Origin of the sequence: Acetivibrio straminisolvens JCM 21531 (assembly GCF_000521465.1) — a bacterium.
GTDB lineage: Bacteria > Bacillota > Clostridia > Acetivibrionales > Acetivibrionaceae > Hungateiclostridium > Hungateiclostridium straminisolvens.
The window spans coordinates 23131-40312 of record NZ_BAVR01000010.1 but is presented as its reverse complement, the minus strand read 5'-3'; the positions used below and the strand labels follow the sequence as shown (position 1 = coordinate 40312).

General features: G+C 38.8%; 14 protein-coding genes and 5 pseudogenes. All 19 read right to left on the bottom strand.

Going from position 1 to position 17182, the window contains the following annotated elements; translation table 11 throughout:
* Positions 1-21: 21 nt before the first annotated feature.
* The 19 genes and pseudogenes from JCM21531_RS04235 to JCM21531_RS04155 all read right to left on the bottom strand — a co-directional run bounded on the left by JCM21531_RS04235 (position 22) and on the right by JCM21531_RS04155 (position 17024).
* On the bottom strand, positions 22-1872 hold the full coding sequence (locus tag JCM21531_RS04235) for a motility associated factor glycosyltransferase family protein (RefSeq protein ID WP_117407232.1): 1851 nt from the start codon (positions 1870-1872) through the stop codon (positions 22-24).
* A gap of 102 nt (positions 1873-1974) precedes the next feature.
* On the bottom strand, positions 1975-2793 hold the full coding sequence (locus JCM21531_RS04230) for a flagellin N-terminal helical domain-containing protein (protein WP_038287658.1): 819 nt from the start codon (positions 2791-2793) through the stop codon (positions 1975-1977).
* Positions 2794-2869: 76 nt separating this feature from the next.
* Positions 2870-3690 (bottom strand): annotated as a pseudogene (locus JCM21531_RS04225) (flagellin N-terminal helical domain-containing protein).
* 78 nt (positions 3691-3768) lie between these two features.
* Positions 3769-4590: a flagellin N-terminal helical domain-containing protein gene (locus JCM21531_RS04220; RefSeq protein WP_038287655.1), complete on the bottom strand. Its 822-nt coding sequence runs from the start codon at positions 4588-4590 to the stop codon at positions 3769-3771.
* Between the two features lie 288 nt (positions 4591-4878).
* Positions 4879-5955 (bottom strand): aldehyde dehydrogenase family protein, encoded by a 1077-nt coding sequence (locus JCM21531_RS04215; protein WP_243467194.1) that lies wholly within the window; start codon positions 5953-5955, stop codon positions 4879-4881.
* A gap of 65 nt (positions 5956-6020) precedes the next feature.
* Positions 6021-6224 (bottom strand): hypothetical protein, encoded by a 204-nt coding sequence (locus JCM21531_RS20505; protein ID WP_243467193.1) that lies wholly within the window; start codon positions 6222-6224, stop codon positions 6021-6023.
* Between the two features lie 46 nt (positions 6225-6270).
* Positions 6271-6402 (bottom strand): biotin/lipoyl-binding protein, encoded by a 132-nt coding sequence (locus JCM21531_RS23525; protein ID WP_265445733.1) that lies wholly within the window; start codon positions 6400-6402, stop codon positions 6271-6273.
* Between the two features lie 217 nt (positions 6403-6619).
* The gene (gene csrA, locus JCM21531_RS04210; RefSeq protein ID WP_038287652.1) at positions 6620-6835 is read right to left on the bottom strand and encodes a carbon storage regulator CsrA; all 216 of its coding nucleotides are present in this window, start codon (positions 6833-6835) and stop codon (positions 6620-6622) included.
* Entirely contained in the window at positions 6807-7286 is a 480-nt protein-coding gene (fliW, locus tag JCM21531_RS04205) for a flagellar assembly protein FliW (protein WP_038287649.1), read from the bottom strand. The genes csrA and fliW overlap by 29 nt, the downstream gene beginning before the upstream one ends.
* A 28-nt stretch (positions 7287-7314) precedes the next feature.
* Complete coding sequence (locus tag JCM21531_RS04200) at positions 7315-7893, bottom strand: DUF6470 family protein (protein ID WP_038287646.1); 579 nt, start codon at positions 7891-7893, stop codon at positions 7315-7317.
* A gap of 46 nt (positions 7894-7939) precedes the next feature.
* Positions 7940-8847, bottom strand: a pseudogene (flgL, locus tag JCM21531_RS04195) (flagellar hook-associated protein FlgL).
* Positions 8848-8887: 40 nt separating this feature from the next.
* Positions 8888-10446 (bottom strand): annotated as a pseudogene (gene flgK / locus JCM21531_RS04190) (flagellar hook-associated protein FlgK).
* A gap of 9 nt (positions 10447-10455) precedes the next feature.
* Positions 10456-11864 (bottom strand): annotated as a pseudogene (locus JCM21531_RS04185) (FlgK family flagellar hook-associated protein); the annotation flags it as partial.
* A gap of 76 nt (positions 11865-11940) precedes the next feature.
* Complete coding sequence (locus JCM21531_RS04180) at positions 11941-12441, bottom strand: flagellar protein FlgN (RefSeq protein WP_038287643.1); 501 nt, start codon at positions 12439-12441, stop codon at positions 11941-11943.
* A gap of 120 nt (positions 12442-12561) precedes the next feature.
* The gene (flgM, locus tag JCM21531_RS04175; RefSeq protein WP_038287640.1) at positions 12562-12849 is read right to left on the bottom strand and encodes a flagellar biosynthesis anti-sigma factor FlgM; all 288 of its coding nucleotides are present in this window, start codon (positions 12847-12849) and stop codon (positions 12562-12564) included.
* A 239-nt stretch (positions 12850-13088) separates the two neighbouring features.
* The gene (locus tag JCM21531_RS04170; protein ID WP_038287637.1) at positions 13089-13517 is read right to left on the bottom strand and encodes a MerR family transcriptional regulator; all 429 of its coding nucleotides are present in this window, start codon (positions 13515-13517) and stop codon (positions 13089-13091) included.
* 106 nt (positions 13518-13623) lie between these two features.
* Positions 13624-14295, bottom strand: coding sequence for a ComF family protein (locus JCM21531_RS04165; protein ID WP_243467192.1), 672 nt, complete (start codon positions 14293-14295; stop codon positions 13624-13626).
* Positions 14292-16515, bottom strand: a pseudogene (gene recD2 / locus JCM21531_RS04160) (SF1B family DNA helicase RecD2). Before recD2 ends, JCM21531_RS04165 begins: the two are co-directional and overlap by 4 nt.
* A gap of 104 nt (positions 16516-16619) precedes the next feature.
* The gene (locus JCM21531_RS04155) at positions 16620-17024 is read right to left on the bottom strand and encodes a glycosyltransferase family 2 protein (protein ID WP_038287635.1); all 405 of its coding nucleotides are present in this window, start codon (positions 17022-17024) and stop codon (positions 16620-16622) included.
* Positions 17025-17182 lie beyond the last annotated feature (158 nt).

The following is a 17182-nucleotide window of genomic DNA, read 5'->3' as shown; positions in this document are numbered from 1 at the left end:
CCTTTTTATCAATTTCTTCTATTACTTTTTTGACAATTCGTCAATAAGGACAATTTTTTCTTTTACTTCGGTATACTGCATAAGCAATCCCTCATACAGATATTTTAATCTCTCCTGTATATCGGATATATGTTCCATTCTTCTTTCTCTTTCATTCTTAATGGCCTGAATAAAGTATTTACTTAAAGGTTCAACGAAATATTTATAGATATCACAGTTCTCGATTTCATCTGTTAACCTGTCAATCTGCTTCCACTTGGCATTGTGATTACCTCTAATATTATTTAATATATCGAGAATTAAATCTATTCTCTTTATAGCTTTTTGTTTTATTTCACTGCTTTGATTGTGAATGTTATCCAAAATATTTCTAATTTTGGCTTCTTTGTCTTTTACACTTCCTGCATCAAATTCCTCTTTGAATTTCTTATCCAGCATTCCCTTAATGTCATATTCCTTTGTGCAGTATCTTTCTATGATTTCATTTAAAGGCACATTCTCTATTCCTCTTATCGGCAACCCATCTTCGGAGCCATTCAAATACAACCTGTCCGAATAGATCCTGACATATTCCTCAAAATAAAATTTTATGGAAAGCATACTCTCAGTGGTATATACATCATTACCGTAAATATCTTTTTCAAGGAGATAGTATTTGATGTTTTGCTCTATATGCTCCCGGATGCTTTTGTCCTGTTCCTGCTTTAATACTGCTCCTTGTGCGTAAGATTCCATATTTGGAAAAGACAAATTCTGACCTATTAAAATTATCGGATTGCATCCCATATACCTGGCAATATCCAAGGATAGATTCGACACAGAAGAACCGGAGCGCAAGTATTCTGCACCGTCAATTCCCATCTTATTGTCAATCCAGTCTCCATATTCAAGTACATTGGTTTTAAAATATATTTTCGGTCCGTTATAATTTTTCAGCCCGTCATAATGAACCGAAAGAGTATAAGCAAAATATATTTCATCGGATTTTACATTGTTAAATATCCGGCTTTCAGCCTCACCGCCATCCACGCCCACCATAATATGGGGTGTAATCCCCCTGTTTTCCAAAATATTAATTGAAGAACCTGCTGAAATGATGACAGCTTTATCGTACAAATCTTTTAAAAGATGTATATTTCTATTCAATGCCGGACCTGCAGAGACAATAATTGCGGGAATATTGGCAAAAGCAGATTTATATTCCTTGATATGTGCGCTTCTTGCCAACTGTAACATTCCCTCAAACAAATTGGTTAACCATGTTTCCGCAAAAAAAACACTTGTATTGGTATTTATTTGATGCAATTTCGCAAATCTTATATAATCTTTTTTTAAATTCAACCACCATTCCTCATAAACTTTTCTATAACTTAACAATTCACTAAACTCCACACTGTCTATCTGACCTTCTTCCCTGAGCGATAAGAATACCCTTCCGGCATCTTCGGTATCTTCAGTAATTATAAACAGTATGTTTTCATTCAATATTAAATGTGTAATATCTCTTGTGTTAAGAAGCTTTAGAAACACATTTCTGTCGGGCTCAATTACAATTTTGTTTTTATCGGGAAATCTTTTTTCAAGTTCTTCAATATGATATCCGCATCCAACACCTAAAACTGCAATTGTATCAAAACCTTTTAAATCAATTCTTTCTGTCCATCGAACCGCCTCTGTCTTGGGGTCATATGTGCTGTGCACAAAAAATGTGTGTTCTCCCTTTCTTACTTTAAAGTTTGGCATTCCGTTCCTTGACTTTTCAAGGACAACACTGCTTTCGAAATCTTTAGTATTCAAATCTTCGAAAACTTGTGCCAAATACGGATATTTTTCCTTTAAAGCATCGATATTATGCCTGAATATGTCGCCCATAAACTCCTCCTGCATGTTAAATATTCTAAAAAAGGCCGGCAAGAATCCCTGCCGGCCTTTTGTTCAGCAACATTATGCTACATTATAATTTTGCATTATAATTTAGCCCAATAACTGAAGAACTCCCTGCGGAACCTGGTTGGCTTGAGCCAACATTGCCGTAGCAGCCTGATTGAGAATATTATTCTTTGTAAAGTTCATCATTTCCTGAGCCATGTCTACGTCTCTGATTCTTGATTCAGATGCCTGCAGGTTCTCTGCTGCTGTATCAAGGTTCTTTATTGTATGCTCCAACCTGTTCTGTTTAGCTCCAAGTTTTGCCCTTTCTGTTGATACTTTGTTAATTGCTGAATTGACCAGCGCAATAGTAGCTTGGGCATTACTGGATGTATCTACCAACAAGGCAGTTGCTTGTACACCTAAAGCGGTAGATCTCATATCTCCTACTGTAATTGAGAGAACCTCACCTTTATTGGCACCAATCTGCAGTATCTTTCCACTTAAGCTTCCTGTCAGCAAATTCTGGGTGTTGAACTGAGTCTTATCACCTATACGTGTGATTTCTGCAGCCAATTCATTCAATTCAAGTTTGATAGCACTTCTATCCTTAGCCACGTTTGTGTCGTTTGCAGCCTGCACTGCAAGCTCTCTCATTCTTTGAAGTATTGCGTGAGTTTCAGTCAATGCCCCTTCTGCAGTCTGTATCAACGAAATACCGTCCTGAGCATTTTTTGATGCCATCTGCAAACCTCTAATCTGCGCTCTCATCTTTTCTGAGATGGAGAGACCTGCCGCATCGTCTCCGGCTCTGTTGATTTTGTAGCCTGATGACAATTTTTCAAGGGACTTTTCCTGTGCGGATGCATTTACTTTTAATTGTCTATGAGCGTTATACGCCATAATGTTATTGTTAATTCTCATAAATCATTCCTCCTTGATTTTCATGCATCCTTGCCATAATTTATTGTTCAAAAATAATTAATCAATATACTAAGTACTATCCCAGTAACTGAAGAACTCCCTGCGGAACCATATTGCTTGTGCCAACATTGCTGTAGCAGCCTGATTGAGAATATTATTCTTTGTAAAGTTCATCATTTCCTGAGCCATGTCTACGTCTCTGATTCTTGATTCAGATGCCTGCAAGTTCTCTGCTGCTGTATCAAGGTTCTTTATTGTATGCTCCAACCTGTTCTGTTTAGCTCCAAGTTTTGCCCTTTCTGTTGATACTGTGTTGATTGCTGAGTTAATTTTTGTAATAGCCGATTGAGCATTTGCAGAATTGTTAACAGTCAGACCCGATACCGCAAGCTTTGTAGCTGTCATTGTTCCTATTGTTATAGTCAAGGTTTCACCTTTATTGGCACCTATTTGAATTGTAACCGGATTCGCACTTGTTAATCCGCCGGCCAACAGTGTTCTGGTGTTGAACTGGGTTTTATTTGCTATTCTAGTTACTTCTTCTGCTAATTCTTTTATTTCAAGGGCTATGGCACTTCTGTCCTTCGTTACGTTTGTATCGTTTGCAGCCTGCACTGCAAGCTCTCTCATTCTTTGAAGTATTGCATGAGTTTCCTGCAATGCTCCTTCTGCTGTCTGTATCAATGAAATACCGTCCTGAGCATTTTTTGATGCCATCTGCAGACCTCTAATCTGGGCTCTCATCTTTTCAGAGATGGACAGACCTGCTGCATCGTCTCCGGCTCTGTTGATCCTATAACCTGATGATAATTTCTCCAAGGACTTTTCCTGTGCCGATGCATTTACTTTTAACTGTCTGTGGGCGTTATACGCCATAATGTTATTGTTAATTCTCATAAATTCATTCCTCCTTGATTTTCATGGCATCCTTGCCACAATTTTGGGTTTAAAGATAATTAATCAAAATGCTAAGTACTATCCCAGTAACTGAAGAACTCCCTGCGGAACCATATTGGCTTGTGCCAACATTGCTGTAGCAGCCTGATTGAGAATATTGTTCTTTGTAAAGTTCATCATTTCCTGAGCCATGTCTACGTCTCTAATTCTTGATTCAGATGCCTGCAAGTTCTCTGCTGCTGTATCGAGGTTCTTTATTGTATGCTCCAACCTGTTCTGTTTAGCTCCAAGACTTGCTCTTTCTTTCGATACTGAATTAATTGCATCATTAATCTTCGAAATAGCCGATTGAGCTGCCAAAGTACTTGCAACGCTCAGAGCTGATATTGAAAGTTTTGCAGCTGTCATTGTTCCTATTGATATAGTTAAGGTCTCTCCTTTATTGGCACCAATTTGAATTGTAATTCCATTTGAACTAGCCAATCCGCCGGCCAACAGTGTTCTGGTGTTAAACTGGGTTTTTTGCGCTATTCTGGTTACTTCGTCCGAGAGTTCCTTTATTTCGAGGGCTATGGCACTTCTATCCTTAGCTACGTTTGTATCGTTTGCAGCCTGCACTGCAAGCTCTCTCATTCTTTGAAGTATTGCATGAGTTTCCTGCAATGCTCCTTCTGCTGTCTGTATCAATGAAATACCGTCCTGGGCATTTTTTGATGCCATCTGCAAACCTCTAATCTGCGCTCTCATCTTTTCTGAGATGGACAGACCTGCTGCATCGTCTCCGGCTCTGTTGATCTTGTAACCTGATGACAATTTCTCAAGGGACTTTTCCTGTGCCGATGCATTCACTTTTAACTGCCTGTGGGCGTTATACGCCATAATGTTATTGTTGATTCTCATAAATCATTCCTCCTTGATTTTCGCTTTGGAATCCTTTCCTTTAAGCGCATTGATAAAAAAATTTTGCGTACAGATATGGCATTTATCTATTTGGCGCCAATATAGATAAATTGCCATTATCTCTGTACATCATATTTATCGGGTAAAATCAAACTATACTTTAATAAATTTATCTTTTTTTTATGGGAAATTTATGATTTGAACGGGAAAAATTGACTTAAAAATATTTTACACTCCACCTAATCAGCTTTTTTACAAAATCGCTGTATGGAGGATAAAGCAATTGTATCATTGTATGTTTAGGCTGTACCATAATTGAACGCAGATGTGAAAACTCTTTAAATCCGTAATAACCGTGGGATTTGCCGATTCCACTGGCGTTGTGCCTCCAAAGGGTAATTTATGATTGGCATAATGGGCTATTACATCATTTATCAAGCAATCTCCGGAAATTACGTTGTTGATTATATGCGTGTAAAACCTTTTGTCTCTGCTAAAAACATACAAAACCAAAGGAGTGGGTTTCGAGTTTATATATTCAATAACATCATCAATACCCTCATAAGTCAGCACCGGTAAAATTGGCCCGAAAATCTCCTCCTCCATTATATGTGAGTCTTTTCCCACATCCGTTAAAACGGTAGGTGATATATAGCATTCCTCTTCGATAAACCATCCGCCTTCACAGACTTTTGCCCCCTCTTTTACTGTCATGTCGAATACACTTTTCAGCCTGTTAAAATGACGTTTGTTAATAATACTGCAATAGTTGGTGCATCTTTCGCTGCTGCCGGAATAATAGTATTTTTTTATATAATGTTTTAAATTGTTAACGAAGTCTCCCGCAAGCTCCTTTTTTACAAACACATAATCCGGGGCTATACATGTTTGTCCTGCATTTATATATTTTCCCCATGTGATTTTTTTCGCCGCTTCTTTAATATCAAATTTTTCATCAATAATTACCGGACTTTTTCCTCCCAGTTCGAGGGTTACCGAAGATAACACCTCCGAGGCTTTTTGCAATACAGATTTTGCAACCTTCGTACTTCCTGTAAAGAATATGTGATTAAAGCTTTTCTCCAATAATTTTTGAGCCACTTCCGCATCACCTTCGATTACTGCAACCTCGCTCTCATCGAAAATGTCTGCTACAAGTTTTTTAATATAGCCAGATGTGTTTAAACTTAATTCCGAGGGCTTCAATATAACTGCATTTCCAGCCGCAATGGCAGTAACCAACGGACCTATCGAAAGCTGAAAGGGATAGTTCCATGGCGAAATAATCAATACCACCCCTTTTGACTCAAATCTGCAAAAACTTTTTGCACCAAAAAGTGATACGGGAGTTCCGACTTTTTGCAACTTTGTCCATCTTTTAAGATTTTTCGTTACATGCTTAATTTCTGCAATGACAGGATATATTTCCGTTAATAAAACCTCTTCCGGAGCTTCCTTAGATCATTATAAACTACTTCCTGTATCTTTTCTCTATTTGCCCATATGTACTCTTTTAATTTTTTGAGTTTCATAATCCTGTCATTGACACTTGATGTACGAAGCCGTACAACATTCTTTTTTTGTAACTCGAATAATCTGTCTATTTCCCTCTCAAAGTCTTTATTAATTGACATAACAACACCTCAAAGTTTATTTTTTATCTTCATTCCTTCCCTCATTTCATTTTTGTACATCCAATTTCATGCCTTTACCGACTATATCTCCTTCTTTAACATATACCTCTTTTAAGATACCGTCAAGCCGGCTAAAAACTCTCTGCTTTCCTTCAAATCCAACAATAGTTGAAAGCACAAAATCTCATTTCTTCTTTCATCCGGACTTTTAACGTTCCTCATAACTTAGAGCACCACCATAATCTTTTGTTTTTAATTTGATTATAAATATTATGCCTTACTGACTGTCAGTCAATAAGGCATAAAAAATATATGAGAATAAAAAACAAATTATGGCAATAAAAAAGTGGTCCCATCACCACTTCGTTTAAGTTTGTATTCACTTGTAATTACTACTATTTCAACAAATCCTTCAAATCCACTTTCTTAATTTCTGCCGCCTTTTTGTTCTCAGCTTGTATTTCCAGGAATATTTCTTTCCTGTAAATAGAAACGCTCTTCGGGGCATTAATACCGATACGCACCTGCTCCCCTTGAACGTCAACAATAGTAATCTCAATGTTGTCATTAATAACTATAGATTCATTTTTCTTTCTTGTCAGAACCAGCACCTACATTTACCTCCTGTCTACGGAGCTCTTCTACTATATAGTGTCTCACACTATATCTATCTGTGTCAAGGACAACTTGCATACCTTTGTTATTTTTTATATTTATAATGACAGGAGCCTTCAAATTCATAGTCATTTCTGAAATATTTTCCGGGACAACAACTATCGAAAGCACCATTACATCTTGGATACTCTCAATTTCGAGACTTTCAACAGCCTCCTCGGGTATCTCGATATCATAATCCTTCAGAATAAGGAAAGGATTAACCACTGCAAAAGCAAGCTGTCCGTCATCTACATTCTGAAGCCACCTAAACGGCGAAGCCTCGTCTCCGTCATACAATACTACATACCGCTTCAAGTCTTCAAACCCGGGTATTCCGTCCTTAAAATCAATAATTTTGCTCTCATCAATATTTATTTCCCCAAAGTGTTTGGTTTTTAGAAGCATTTTATCTCCTCCACATTTCATTTACAGTTTACACATATGCATCAATTTTATTCTCAACATAGTCAATTTTAATGGATGCATATTGTTCCAAATATATTTTTACTCTTTCAGGAGTATAATTCAAATTAAAACTCGCCGGAATAAGAGTTCCTTCAACACCGTTATGAATAATCTTCCGGTAGTCTTGCGGAAAATCGATTTCCAATTCTCCTGTCACAGAGACTTTAGGACTTGCTTTTGGAATAGCGTCAATGTTGAATTCCCGCATCTTGTAAGAATCCCTCTTTGCAAGCTCGGGAAATAAGTTTCCTCCATTTTCAATAGCAGCCAGGGCATCCCCGTCGTCGGCCAATTTTCCAATGTATTTCAATGCGTTTTGACGCCCTTTTTGAGATATTTCCCTTCTCAAATCCAGATGATTCTTAAGTCCGGCACTTGCAAAGGCTTCATACTGATCAATCTCTACCCTGGGAAGCTCAGCTTCTATTTTTACTTGTGCGTGATCCTGTTGAAGTTTGAACCGGGCATCCCGCGCTTCAATTTCAAGTTTGGAATAAGTTCTGTCAATACCGATTCTGGCATGGGTTTGTGTTATAATAAGACCCATATTACCACCTACTTTAAACCTAGTATTATTTCAGTATCACACAGACTTATCTTAAAAAGTCAACAAGGGATGTTTGTATTATTCTGGCACCACCAGATAATGACGCCCTGTAGACATTTTCCTCACTCTTTAGAAGCAATATGTTTTCAGCCTGATCCACATCCTCATTTTCACTCATAAGCTTTATAAAGTTAAGGGAATCTATATCAACCTGTCAGAAGTCAATTCAAGGCGATTATATCTGGCACCGACATCCGCCCTTATTCGAAGCAGATGACTAAAATTCTCGTCAATAGCTGTTATTGCATCACTTATCAGAGAGTGATCTCCTGAGTTTAGTGCAGCAATATAGTTATCAAAGTCCTCAAAGAGCTTACCCTTCAAAGGAGCCGTTGCATCACTTCCGGCATTAAAAAGGTCTCCTCCTGTTACATTTATATTTATGTTGTCACTTATACCTATCTGATAAATTATTTCCTCGGTATTTGCCACATCTATAGCAAAAGTTCCGTCATCGTTTAAAAGCTTGGTATTTGTCTTAAAGCCGGAAAAAATGTATCTTCCCGCATATGTAGAATTGCCCAGCTTGATCAACTGGTTTCTCAGCTGTTCTACTTCCTGCTGTATTTTTCGTGTATCTTCCTCAGTGGCAGTACCGCTGCTTGCCTGCACAGCCAGCTCCCTTGCTCTTTGCAATATGTCTCCCACATTTCTAAGCGCCGACTCGGTAATTTCCAGCCAAGATATCGCATCCTTTACATTTGTTTTATATTGCTCTATCTGAGCCACATCTGTACGAAGCTTCAATGCTCTGGCTGCAACTACAGGATCGTCTGAAGGAACGGTAATTTTCTTGCCTGTAGCCAGCATCTGCTGGTACTTGTCCATCCTTGCCAAGTTTTTGCCGATATGATTAATCATATTGTTTACAATCATATTATTGGTTATTCTCATATTACCCCTCCGTTACTGCATGGATTAAATACCGTTAATTCTAAAGTCCAACTCTGTTAATTAATATGTCATAAACTTCAGCCATTGTATTAATCATTTGTGCAGCTGCCGCATATGCCTGATGATGCTTTACCAGATTTGACACTTCCTCGTCCAAAGACACCCCTGACTCGGATAACCTCTGATTTTCAACCTGCTTAATCATATTTTCATGGATTGACGAAAGTCTTATAGTCTGCTGAGAGTCTATCGCAAGAGTAGTCATTATAGATTTCATAAAATCCTCCGGCGCACCCTCTCTAAACATATGGACATTATTTCTCATAGCTAAGATACTGTTTATATTTTCTATATTTCCAACCTCACCGTTAGTACCGGACGTCGCAATGTTTCTGGGATTATCAAGAATATCGCTGCTAACGGTGAAATTTTTCGCAGTTATTTGCGCGTAGCAGGCATCAATGTCGCCAAGAGCCATAAAATCGGTACTGGATACAGGTTTGTTTTCTGTTCCCAACATAGTAAAAAATCTTATTCCCGTATTTCCGTTGGTACCATATCCGTCCACATGACCTGCCACATTTTCGCTTCCCACTATTCCCTCGTTAAATGCCATTGCAAAAGTCCTGACAAACTCATTTAATTTCCTTATGTAATACGGTATGCCTTTATACCGGGGACTTCCGTTTTCTCCGTCGTTTCCATCCCTTACATCAAGCAGCCCTTTGAGTTCTCCGCCTCGAACATTAAGCTGTTGCCGTCTTCCCACAAAACTTCGTATAGATTTGGAATATCCTCATTTTCATTAAGTTTATCGGCTCTTTGTTTGATGGCAAGATTATTGACATCAAAACTGTCGACAAAAGCCTTTCCGCTGATTGTAATAACCATGCGCTTGTCATCTTTGCCGTTGGGGAGTTTACCCACCACTACTTCATTGACATCTATATTTACAAGTTGTGAAAGCTCATCAATCAAAACCGTCCTTTGGTCCCTCAGGTCATTTGCCGTATTTCCGTCCAGCTCAGCAGAGTATATTTGCTTGTTTAACTGAGCTATCTGGGCTCCCAAGGAATTAATCTCAGCAACAATAGTTTTCACTTGGTTGTTTATGTCAAACTGAAGCTCTTCAAAATGGGATGCAATGTTATTGAAGTAGCGCGCAAAGGTTACACCCTGTTCTTTTACCAAAGCTCTTATTGCATCGTTGTTGGGGTCCTTTGCAAGCTCGTGGAGAGAATTGTAAAAACCGTTTATCACAGCATTAAATCCGCTGTCCGACGGTTCATTGAATGTGACCTCCATATCGGCAAGAAGAGCCCTCTTTGCATTCCATTCCCCGTAAGAAATGTTTTCGCTCCAGTACTTGTAATCCAGGTACTCATCCCTTATTCTTTCAATGGCAAGTACTTCAGAACCGGTTCCAAGCATTCCTGTTCCGTTAAGGAGCGATATGGGGTTAGATGCTGCCTGAATCGCTACCTGCCGGGAATATCCCGGTGTATTTATGTTATTAATATTGTGATTTATTATATCCATATTTCTTTGGGCTGTATACAACCCTTTTACTGCGACATTAAATCCGAAGAAACTGCTCATATCTTATCACCTACCCACTAATCCCATTCTTGTAATAATTGTTTCCAACATGTCATCTATAACATTTATCGTCCTTGATGAAGCACTGTAAGCAAATTTGTATTTCATCATATTGGACATTTCCTCATCCATGGAAACTCCCATAATTGATTGTCTTTGTCCTTCAGCCGAATTGACCAAAGTTCTTTGGTTTTCAGCTGTCTTTTCCGCCTCAGAACCCCCGGTACCCACAATAAGTATTATGGTCTGATAATAGTCATCCAAGCTCACCATACCGCTTACATCGGTAATCGTCCTGGCATCTCTCAAGTTTGCAATGGCCAAGGCTATAGTATTGTCACCGCTGGCTCCGCTTTTAGACGCAACAATATTGTCAAGGTCCGCAAGGTTGTCATTGAGCTTGATATTTCCCATTTCCAATGGATATGCAGGATTTATGGCCACAAAGAAATCCTCTCCGTCAGATGGCGGATTTCCCAAAGTCTTACCGCTTTTATGCAGATCATTCACCTGGGTGACCAGTGAATTAACAAGTATGTTGAGCCGCATTTTCAAGTCAGAAACAATATTGACCGAACTCGGAATTGGAGTTGAAGAAGGGTTTGCAATCCCTTCGATTGACCCCGAAACATCTCCTCTTGATTCCAAAAGCCCTTTGAGAATGCCGCTTTTTACGGGAACTTCGATATCTTCACCCTCAATTTTAGGAACATAAAACATCTTGTTGATATCGCTCTTACCTGCAACAAGGTTTATCTGTTCGCCCTTGGTTACCAGAATATGTCCCCCGAGAGTTACTTGTATATCTCCGTTTTGCATTTCAGTGAATTCGAAATTGGCAAGTTTCGACAGATTGTCCAAGAGCAAATTCCTCTGGTCCCGGTAATCATTTGCATTATCTCCGCAGACTTCTTCCCGCATTATTTTAACGTTTAATTCCGCTATTTGCTCCGTTATGCCGTTTATTTCTTTTATTCTCAACATTATTTGCCGGTTTAGGTCCTCCTGCAACTTGTCGAGCTGTGCGCCCAAATGATTTATTTGATGCACAAGAGCTTCTGCCTCTGTCTCACCAGCGCTCTTGCGGTAAGACTGTCCGGCTCCTTTGAGAGTTCCTGCCAGGCATTCCAGAACTGATTCAAAACGTTCTGAAGTCCGTCTCCCATCGGATCACCAAGAATGGTCTGGACCTCTTGAAAAGTTTTGCTTCTGGTCTCCCAGTATCCAAAGCTGGTATTCTCGTTTCTGTAAATATTGTCCAAAAACAAGTGCCTTATCTGCCTGGTTTCTTGAATGCTTGCACCAAGCCCAATCTGATATTTCATATAATCCTGATACGGGCCTGTAGTTATCATCGCCTGCTGCCGAGCATAGCCTTTTGTATTTACATTGGAAATATTGTGCCCGGTCACAGACAGAGCACGCTCATTGACATGCATTCCGGATCTTGCAATTTCCAAACCTGAGAAACCCAAATATACCGCCTCCAGACGCTTACAATTTTATATCAAAATAGGCTTTTTTCTTGCTGTCATTTATTTGACCTGCTTTACTGTAATTATTTCCTTCCGAATTTGCACCGGCTAAAATATTTATCGAAAAATCTATGAAATCAATTGAGTTTTTTATTAATCTCGAATTTATTTCATTGATATCCTTAATTTCCGCGATAATTGAAGACATGTGTTCTTTGTATTCCTTGAGCCTTTCAGCTTGTTTTTGGTCCACATGTTTTTCAAGCTCCGATATCGTTATATCCGAAGAATTGATTCCAAGAATGCCGGATATTTCCGACACAAGATTTTCCCTTGATTCTTCCAGCTTTGCGATTTTAAATATGAGGGACTGTTCCAGATTTGTGATACTTTCCAGTTCATTGACTTTCCCTTTAACGATAACATCGGTTTTATTCTTTGAAATCTCAAGAATATCTTCATAAATTTTTGATTCCTGCAAAAGTATATCCATTAAATCATTTATCAACCGGTTGTCCATATTGTAAACACTCCTCTGCAAATCCTTTAATTCATAATATCTGCAAATACCCTAAATAAAACTTATTGCGGGACAACTCGGAACTCCTTTCCTATATTACCCCGCAAACACCAAATCATCCTAAGCCTTCCTGTCCATTATTGACTTTAGAATTTTGTCTGCAATATCCTCTTCCGTCACTTTGTAGGTACCGGTTTCAATCTTTCTTGTCAACTCTTCCACTCTGTCCTTTCGTATGTCCGGTATCTCCTTTAATGCTTTCATTGCTGTCTGAATGTCTTTTGCCTGATTGGAAATGGATACTACATCTTTCTTCCTGTCCACATTACCGGTCTTTTCTGTTTTGTTTAAACTTTTGCTGCTGTCATAAATGCCTGAAACCTTTGGGACCCCCTCCCAGATTTTCATAATTACCACTCACCTTCATAAAAAACTTTCTATATTAACACTTAAAGTATTAACTTTATCATTAGTTTCTATATTCTTTCTCTCATTAATAATATCGTCATTTAAAATATTTAATTTATAAATAAATATTACTATTATCATGTACAATATTAAGCTTAGTATAGTTTTAAAAGAAAATAAAAATCTACAATATGTATAATATTGCCATCCATATAGTTTTTACCATCAATGGCAGTGCTTTACTTGTCATATTTGTTTAAGTATTTCATTCCCTTTCCTGCCGGCTTTTTCTTGTCGATATCACCGGATACGGACTTGTTCATTTCGTCTGCAGTTGACTTAAATCCCTCGCTAAGCTCCCTGGAACATTGCTCGCAAAATCTCCCTGTATTTATGGACTTACCGCATTTTTCACATTCCAATACTAAGTTTCCTTCTCCACCAACAATTTCAAGTCTTCCTTCCCTCAAATAGCTTTTTATTTTCTGGACACTAATTTCCAACGCATTTGACACATCAATAATCGAAGCTTTGGGATGGTCATAAAGATATTCCTTTACTCTTTTAAATTCCTCTTCATCCTGTTTTTTGCAATCATGGCAAATGGGCCGTCCTCCGATATAGTTAAAAAGCCTTCCACACCGTCTGCAGTTTCTTACATCCGGCATAACGATTCCTCCTAGCTTAATAATATCACTAATACTTACAAAACATATTAATGTCCTTGTGATATATATTTCGGCATTTTAATTATATAGCTTAACAGTGCCCAATTTACCTTCTTCCTGACGCAATGACGGCAGCCACAATCTTTTTTGCTCCTGCCCCCTTTAGCACTCTGCTGCATTCATTCAATGTCGCTCCGGTAGTCAAAATATCATCCACCAAAAATATTGCCTTTCCTTCGACTCTAGACGTATCGGTTATTCTAAACGCGTCCTTTATGTTTTCAAGTCTCTCATCTCTTTTTAGAAGGCTTTGACTATGGGTATTTTTAACCCTTGCCAAAAGTCTGGGCTCATTCTTTATTCCCAGTTCCCGGCCAAGCTCCCGGGCTATGAGATAAGACTGATTGTAGCCGCGGCTCTGCTCTCTTTTAGGATGAAGGGGAACGCTTACAATCATGTCAAATTTCCGCCACTGGGTTAATTCCTTTATTCTCTGCGACAGAAGCCGTGCAAAAGTCCTGTAATAAGAGGCCTTGCTGTAAAACTTGTATTTTCTTATAGCTTCCTTCACTATACCGCTGTAATTGCATACGCAAACGACGCTGTCATAGTAGTTGTATTGGCCTTGAGGATTAAGACTTGCTTCTTTCTTAAAATCAATCTGCTCATAGCATTCTTTGCATATTTCTATTTCAGTGTTTGTGCTTAAAATTGTCTCGCAAAATATACACTTTGGCGGAAATATGAGCTTGATAATCCAGTTTATGATTTTTATCATTGTTTCAACCAATCCATTCCAACAACACACTTTCTAAGTTTTTCAGCAAGGTCCGAGTTCCTTTTTGTTTCACGGTCGTTCATAATCATCTCAAAAAGACAGTCCCTATTTCCCACAAGTATTACCAGCTCCCTTGCTCTTGTTATTGCAGTATACAAAAGATTTCTGGTCATCAGCACCGAAGGCCCGGGAAATACAGGAAGTATCACTACAGGGAACTCACTTCCCTGACTTTTATGAATAGTAATGGCATAAGCCGGTTCCAACTCGTCCAAAATGGTAAAATCATATCCCACAAGCCTTTCATCATCAAAGCAAACCTTTATTTTTTGCTCTTCATCATCTATTTCAACTATAACGCCCATATCACCGTTGAACACACCCGTCCCTTCTTGTTGGGTCATTGATCTTTTCCCATTTGAGGTTATAGTTGTTCTTTATTTGCATCACCCGGTCACCTTCGCGGAACACATAGTTTCTGAAGACCTTTTGATTCTTTTTCCTGTCTTCGGGATTCAAAACTTTCTGAAGCTCAATATTGAGATTAGCCACTCCCGCTGTGCCCTTTCTCATAGGCGTCAATACCTGCATCTGCTTCATAGGATCATATCCGTAGGTATCGGGTATTCTCCTTATGCAAAGGTCAACTACGGTTTTTAAAATGTCAATCTGAGAATTTCTAGTCACAAAGAAAAAGTCTTTTTCCCTGTCATTTAATACGGGAAACTCGCCGCGGTTTATTCTATGGGCATTGACAACTATCATGCTTTCCCCAGCCTGCCTAAATATTTCGGATAATTTAACTGTCTTGATCATTTCGCTTTTTATTATATCCATGAGAACATTCCCAGGCCCCACAGAAGGCAACTGGTCCACATCCCCGACAAGTATAAGCCTTGTCCCGCAAGCAATAGCCTTAAGCAGGTGGTACATTAGAATTATATCCACCATGGACATCTCGTCGATTATAACCACATCGGCCTCTATAGGGTTCTCTTCAGTCTTCATAAACACAATCTCGTCCTCATTTGGCGTATATCCGATTTCAAGGAGCCTGTGAATGGTCTTTGCTTCATAGCCCGTAGCTCGGACATCCTCTTTGCCGCCCTGCCTGTCGGAGCCGCAAGAGCAAATTCATATCCCTCACTTTCAAGAAGGCTTATAATGCTTTTAATTATGGTTGTCTTACCCGTGCCCGGACCTCCGGTTATGACAAGCACGCCATTAATCATTGCTTCCCTTATGGCTTCCTTTTGCTTGTCCGCAAGTATTATCCCCTCTTTTTTCTGAACCCTCTTTATCCTTTCTTCAAAGTCTCCTATATTACCGCTAAACCGAACCTGGGAAAGCTCCACCAGCTTTTTGCATACCCCCAGCTCCGCATTGTAAAACGAACTCAAATAAATCCTTGATGTATCATCATTTCTCTCAACATATACCGATTTTTTTAACACAAGGGAAACAAGGGCATCCTCTATACTTTCTATATTGATGCTTAAAAGCTTTGATGTTTGCTCCTTAAGCTTTTCTTCTTCAACAAAGGTGTGGCCCTCTGCCGCAGCCTGAGTAAGCACATATTTAATACCGCTTGAGATTCTGTACTTCGAGTAAGGGTCAATTCCAAGGCTTTTAGCTATGCTGTCGCTGTCTTAAAGCTTATACCGAAAATCTCATCCGAAAGCCGATAAGGGTTTTTCTTGATCTCTTCTATGGTATCCGGTCCAAAAGTCTTGTATATTTTCGCAGAATAAGTCGGACTTATGCCGTATTCCTGCAAAAACAGCACAACATCCCGAAGGCCTCTTTGTTCTTCAAAGGCCTGTCCTATTTTCAAGGCCTTTTCCATGTTAATACCCTTTATTTCAGCAAGTCTCTGCGGATGATGGCTTATAATATGAAGAGCTTGATCTCCAAACTTTTTTACAATCTTTTTTGCAGTTGCCGGCCCGACCCCTTTGATAAGTCCTGATGCAAGATACTTCTCTATGGCCTCTGTGGTCTCTGGAAGCAACTTTTCATACAGCTCCACTTTAAGCTGTTCGCCATAGTCGGGGTGGGTGACCCACTTTCCCGAAACTTTCAGCGTTTCACCCACATTAATAAAAGGCATGTAGCCACAGCTGTAATAACATCTTTATCGCTTTTTATCTCACAAACGGTATATCCGTTAGCTTCATTGGAAAATATGATTTCTTCAATGGTGCCTTCAATAGTGACCAATGCATCCACCTTATTCTTCGTATATTTATAAAATTACATATTTAAGTATACCTTATATATAATCTTTAGAAAAGAACGTGGATAAATATTCATACTGGGTTTTGCTATATATTTCTCCTTTTTGCATGTTCAAAAAAGCTCTCATTATCTCCCTGTTCTTCAAAACCTCTGAATATCAAATCTTTTTCGCTTTTTCTCAGCACCTCAAGACATTCATAATCCTTTTCCAGTTTTCTTAGAATATCCATTGTATCATCCTTCGAATCCATATCAAGTACCAGGAGCTTTCCTCCCGGCATCAGCTTTCTAATAAAATCCCTGGGCAAAACGTTTCTTAGTACCCCTTCAATTGTCTCCCCTTGATTCTTGACAATCAGTACAAGCTTCACCTGGGAGTTTCTATAGCCTTTATTATGATGTTTTATTGATATTATAATCTGATGTATCAGTGTCATGAGGCCATAAGCTGCAAGAACACAGGTTAATACTTCAAAGACAACCTCCGCCATAATAAACACCTCCAGTTATTAGTCTATGAAACTGACTATACAACTGTTACAGGTGCTTATCTAAAAAAACTAAAAGCCAAAGCAGACAAATTTACCGCCTGCTTTGGCTAATTAACTTTATATTTCTTTACTATTCATCCTTAAATTTTATCTTTACA

Bases quoted from the DNA above. Each gene is read 5' to 3' on its own strand.
- JCM21531_RS04235 (WP_117407232.1), bottom strand. From the start codon at position 1,872: ATGGGCGACATATTCAGGCATAATATCGATGCTTTAAAGGAAAAATAT.
- JCM21531_RS04165 (WP_243467192.1), bottom strand. From the start codon at position 14,295: ATGATAAAAATCATAAACTGGATTATCAAGCTCATATTTCCGCCAAAG.
- JCM21531_RS04200 (WP_038287646.1), bottom strand. From the start codon at position 7,893: ATGGGTCTTATTATAACACAAACCCATGCCAGAATCGGTATTGACAGA.
- JCM21531_RS20505 (WP_243467193.1), bottom strand. From the start codon at position 6,224: ATGTCAATTAATAAAGACTTTGAGAGGGAAATAGACAGATTATTCGAG.
- JCM21531_RS04170 (WP_038287637.1), bottom strand. From the start codon at position 13,517: ATGCCGGATGTAAGAAACTGCAGACGGTGTGGAAGGCTTTTTAACTAT.
- JCM21531_RS04230 (WP_038287658.1), bottom strand. From the start codon at position 2,793: ATGAGAATTAACAATAACATTATGGCGTATAACGCTCATAGACAATTA.
- flgM (WP_038287640.1), bottom strand. From the start codon at position 12,849: ATGAAAATCTGGGAGGGGGTCCCAAAGGTTTCAGGCATTTATGACAGC.
- JCM21531_RS04220 (WP_038287655.1), bottom strand. From the start codon at position 4,590: ATGAGAATCAACAATAACATTATGGCGTATAACGCCCACAGGCAGTTA.
- JCM21531_RS04180 (WP_038287643.1), bottom strand. From the start codon at position 12,441: ATGGACAACCGGTTGATAAATGATTTAATGGATATACTTTTGCAGGAA.
- JCM21531_RS04155 (WP_038287635.1), bottom strand. From the start codon at position 17,024: ATGGCGGAGGTTGTCTTTGAAGTATTAACCTGTGTTCTTGCAGCTTAT.
- fliW (WP_038287649.1), bottom strand. From the start codon at position 7,286: ATGCTTCTAAAAACCAAACACTTTGGGGAAATAAATATTGATGAGAGC.